This is a genomic window from Streptomyces sp. NPDC054887, from assembly GCF_053610585.1.
The window spans coordinates 1-2,107 of the sequence record NZ_JBSGYQ010000141.1 but is presented as its reverse complement, the minus strand read 5'-3'; the positions used below and the strand labels follow the sequence as shown (position 1 = coordinate 2,107).

The window sequence follows — 2,107 nt, the reverse complement described above, 5'->3', positions numbered from 1 at the left end:
GCCACCGCTTGCACCCGCCGCCGCCGCCGCGCTAGGGGGTAGGCGGCGAGACGGCAGCCGTCCGCGGTGTCGGTGGCGGACGAGGGCGCGGCCCTGGGGGCGGCGGGCGCGGAGCCCTCGGGCGCCGGCGGCTCCGGCGGCGGGCTGACCACGCGCGCCAGCCGGGCCAGCGCCGCGTGCGCCCGCGGCGACGGCGAGCGCCCCGCCGAGGCCAGCGGCGCGCCCTCGGCGGACAGCAGCACCGCCCACGCCCCGCCGAGCCGCGCCGACAGCTGCCGCAGGACCGCCGGCACCGGGTCCGGCCGGGCCGCCGCCGTGGCCAGGCCCTGCTGGGCCTGCGCGACGCGGCGCAGCTCCCGGTGGCGGGACTCGGCCATCAGCCGCCACACCGCGCGGGCGATCGCCGTGAACGTCGTCGTCGGCGGCACCTCCACCAGGGGCAGGCCGTGCCGTTCGCACGCCTCCACCAGGGCCGGCGGCACGGTGTCGTACACCGGCGCGACGCCGAAACCGAGCGCCGCCGCGCCCGCCTCCACGACCCGTGAGACGTAGTGGCCGGGGTCCGTGAGCTGGACGCCCGCCGTCAGCAGCAGCTCACCGCCGAGCAGGTACGGGTACGGGTCCCCCATCTCCGAGGTGTGCACCCAGTGCAGGTCCACGTCCTCCGGCCCCGCGATCAGGCGCAGCCCCAGTTCCTCCCGCGCCAGCAGCGCCGCCAGCGACACGGGCGGGGTGGGCGGGCCGGGAGAGGAGACCAGCGGATCCGGCATGGACGGTCCATCCATAGAGGGGCGGGGGAGTGGATGAAACGTACACTTCAGCGTCGCCTTCCGGCCACTTAATGTCGAGCGCACCGGCGGCCGCGGGTACGGGCGGACGTCCCCGCACGGAAGCCGCCACTCCGCTGCGTCCCGCACGACACGCACCCGAGGCGCCCGGTGCGAGCGCCCGGCCGGGTGGGGGGGCCGAAGGGGAACGGGGGCCGCCCCCACGCCGGGCTAAAGTCAGATAAGCGCAACGAAGCGTAGGAAAGAAGGCAATTCACATGAGCAGCGAGCAGCAGTTCCGCGGCCCCGTCGACTCCTCCCGCATCCCGCGGTACGCGGGCCCGGCGACGTTCGCGCGGCTGCCCCGCCTGGACGAGGTCGGCACCGCCGACGTCGCGATCGTCGGCGTGCCCTTCGACTCCGGGGTCTCCTACCGCCCCGGGGCCCGCTTCGGCGGCAACGCCATCCGTGAGGCGTCGCGCCTCCTGCGCCCGTACAACCCGGCGCAGGACGCCTCGCCCTTCGCGCTCGCGCAGGTCGCGGACGCCGGTGACATCGCCGCCAACCCGTTCAACATCAACGAGGCCGTCGAGACGATCGAGGCCGCCGCCGACGACCTGCTCGGCACCGGCGCCCGCATGATGACCCTGGGCGGCGACCACACCATCGCGCTGCCGCTGCTGCGTTCCGTGGCGAAGAAGCACGGCCCGGTCGCGCTGCTCCACTTCGACGCGCACCTGGACACCTGGGACACGTACTTCGGCGCCGAGTACACCCACGGCACGCCGTTCCGCCGCGCCGTCGAGGAGGGCATCCTCGACACCGAGGCGCTCTCCCACGTCGGCACGCGCGGCCCGCTGTACGGCAAGCAGGACCTGACCGACGACGAGAAGATGGGCTTCGGCATCGTCACGTCCTCCGACGTCTACCGGCGCGGCGCCGACGAGGTCGCGGACCAGCTCCGCCAGCGCATCGGCGACCGCCCGCTCTACATCTCCATCGACATCGACTGCCTGGACCCGGCCCACGCGCCCGGCACCGGCACCCCCGAGGCGGGCGGCATGACCTCCCGCGAGCTGCTGGAGATCCTGCGCGGCCTGTCCTCCTGCAACCTGGTGTCGGCCGACGTCGTCGAGGTCGCCCCGGCCTACGACCACGCGGAGATCACCTCCGTGGCCGCCTCCCACACGGCGTACGAGCTGACGACGATCATGTCCCGGCAGATCGCGGCCTCCCGCGCCGCGGGCGCGGAGCAGGGCGCGAAGTAACCTCACCGCCGGAGCCGGAACCGGACGGCCCGCCGTGCACGCCTGGACGGCGGGGCGTCCCGCCGCGGGCCG

Annotated in this window: 2 protein-coding genes; one reads left to right on the top strand and one right to left on the bottom strand. The window is 75.4% G+C overall.

What is annotated here, in order from left to right:
* Positions 1–770, bottom strand: a 770-nt coding sequence (locus ACWGH0_RS34610; protein WP_453408243.1) for a PucR family transcriptional regulator ligand-binding domain-containing protein, incomplete at its 3' end; no start/stop codon positions are given.
* A gap of 275 nt (positions 771–1,045) precedes the next feature.
* On the opposite strand from ACWGH0_RS34610, the gene speB reads away from it, so the two are divergent.
* Positions 1,046–2,035, top strand: coding sequence for an agmatinase (gene speB, locus ACWGH0_RS34605; protein WP_453408242.1), 990 nt, complete (start codon positions 1,046–1,048; stop codon positions 2,033–2,035).
* Positions 2,036–2,107 lie beyond the last annotated feature (72 nt).

What these genes read in the sequence shown, in the direction of transcription:
- speB (WP_453408242.1), top strand. Translation starts at nt 1,046, where the DNA reads ATGAGCAGCGAGCAGCAGTTCCGCGGCCCCGTCGACTCCTCCCGCATC.